Origin of the sequence: Paenibacillus sp. 2TAB19 (genome assembly GCF_052115185.1) — a bacterium.
In the GTDB taxonomy this organism is placed as follows: Bacteria; Bacillota; Bacilli; order Paenibacillales; family Paenibacillaceae; genus Pristimantibacillus.
This window is the reverse complement of record NZ_JBFRGE010000186.1, coordinates 1-2,165: the sequence shown is the minus strand read 5'-3', so window position 1 is coordinate 2,165 and position 2,165 is coordinate 1. Positions and strand designations below refer to the sequence as shown.

The following is a 2,165-nucleotide window of genomic DNA, read 5'->3' as shown; positions in this document are numbered from 1 at the left end:
ATAGACAACACCGTTGATGGGCTGAATGCTGGGGTGTCTTCAATGGAAGTATCCGGCATAGCCGTCACTTTCATGGCGTCGCAGCAAGCGATCGAAAAAGCGATTGCCCAGGGAGCTAATCTGCTCATTACTCATGAAGGCGAATATTTCAGTCATCGCGGGGGGCGGGAACAGTGGCAGGACGATCCCATCGTAATGGGAAAGAGTTGCTTGATCGAACAGTCGGGCATTGCGATCTACCGTTTCCATGATTATTGGCATGCGTACAGGCCGGACGGAATTACGGAAGGGCTTACCCAGCTATTAGGGTGGAGCGAGTACGTCAAAGAAGTGCTGCCGTATGCTTCTATTATTGAGCTGCCGGCGGAATGCTCGCTAGATGAAATCGCGTATGCCGCGAAAGACAAGCTCGGCTTGTCATACGTGCGGGTCGTCGGCGAGGCTTCGGCGACATGCCGGCGGATCGGCCTATCGGCAGGCTACCGGGGAGGCGGAGCTGTATGCATCCCATTATTCCATCAGTACGACCTTGATCTCATCATATCCGGCGAAGGTCAGGAGTGGGAGACGCCAGAGTATGTGCGCGACGCCATGCATCACGGTGCTAACAAGGCGTTTCTGCTGCTTGGTCATGCGGAGAGTGAGGAACCAGGTATGCATTATTTGGCATCCATACTTGAACGCGAGTTCCATCAGGTGCCCGTTTCCTTTGTGAAGCAAACGCCGCTATTCAGAATCGTATAGCAAATAGCTGAGCTGTCGATCTAATATTTTCTAAGTGAAAACTATTATTTCACAGGTTGTGTATGATCGACATTTCGTTATTATGAATAAATACGAATCGATAGGAGGCATAAGAAACAAATGACGATAAAGCGACGAGGCAGAGGCTATGAGGCATGGCTTCGGTTTACTTATATTGAAGACGCTTACAAACGGGATGCCTATGACAAACGGTGCTCGCAGCTGCTAGTGATCGGCGATTCGCCTGTTATACGAACGGCTCGAGAGGAACTTAGTCACGCTCTGGCTGCATTGCTTGGCAAGCGGCCGGAGGTTATCAGCGGTAGAGAAGCAGGTTCGGACTTCAAAGGGATTATCGCTGGTGTCCGAGGGAGTGATCCGCTGTTGGAAGTCAGCACACTGCCTGTGGATTTCCGTTTGGAGGAGACGGGTGAAGACGGCTACACGATCTATGCGGAGGAGAGCGGACCGATACAGATCGTTGCGGCGTCAGATAACGGTGTCTTGTACGGTATTTATCACTTGCTGCGATTGCTGCAGACGGGACAGTCTATAGAGAAGGTGCTCATTCGGGAGAGTTCGGTTAACGGGCTGCGGATGCTTGATCATTGGGACAATATGGACGGTACGATTGAGCGAGGATATGCGGGCAATAGTATCTTTTTCGAGGACAATCGCTTTGTAGCCGATATGACGCGAATTAGCGATTACGCTCGTCTGCTCGCTTCCGTGAGTATCAATGCCGTTGCGATCAATAATGTCAATGTCCATCGAGAGGAAACGAAGCTTATTACGGAACAATTCCTGCCGGACGTTGCCAAGGTAGCCGAGCTATTCGGCGCTTACGGTATTCGACTTTATTTAAGCGTCAACTATGCAAGCACGATCGAGATCGGAAGACTGGATACAGCAGATCCGCTTCATCCTGATGTGGCCGCGTGGTGGTCTGCGAAGGCGGAAGAGATCTACCGTTTCGTTCCGACGTTCGGAGGTTTCGTTGTTAAGGCCGATTCCGAATTCCGACCGGGACCATTCACGTACGGCCGCAATCATGCAGATGGCGCGAATATGCTGGCGGATGCGCTTGCTCCATTCGGAGGGAATGTGATCTGGCGTTGCTTCGTCTACAATTGCTTGCAGGATTGGCGCGATCGATCGACGGACCGTGCCCGTGCGGCATATGATCACTTCAAGCCGCTGGATGGACAGTTCCGCGATAACGTGCTGCTTCAAATCAAGAACGGTCCAATGGACTTTCAAGTGCGCGAGCCGGTATCGCCTCTATTCGGCGGATTGGCGGAGACGAACCAACTRCTTGAGCTGCAGATTACGCAGAATAGAGGCGATACCGGCTCGCGCACTTGAAAGTCCATTGGACCGTTCTTGATTTGAAGCAGCACGTTATCGCGGAACTGTCCATC

1 protein-coding gene and 2 pseudogenes are annotated in these 2,165 nt (G+C 51.9%); 2 read left to right on the top strand and 1 reads right to left on the bottom strand.

The window, feature by feature from the left end:
• Together AB4Z33_RS30845 and AB4Z33_RS30840 are read left to right on the top strand one after the other, a co-directional pair.
• On the top strand, positions 1 to 744 hold a 744-nt coding region (locus AB4Z33_RS30845; protein ID WP_442053557.1), incomplete at its 5' end, for a Nif3-like dinuclear metal center hexameric protein.
• A gap of 120 nt (positions 745 to 864) precedes the next feature.
• Positions 865 to 2,079: pseudogene (locus AB4Z33_RS30840) on the top strand (alpha-glucuronidase family glycosyl hydrolase); the annotation flags it as partial.
• Here the strand turns inward: AB4Z33_RS30840 and AB4Z33_RS30835 are convergent.
• Positions 2,079 to 2,165 (bottom strand): annotated as a pseudogene (locus tag AB4Z33_RS30835) (hypothetical protein); the annotation flags it as partial. The pseudogenes AB4Z33_RS30840 and AB4Z33_RS30835 sit on opposite strands and share 1 nt — an antisense overlap.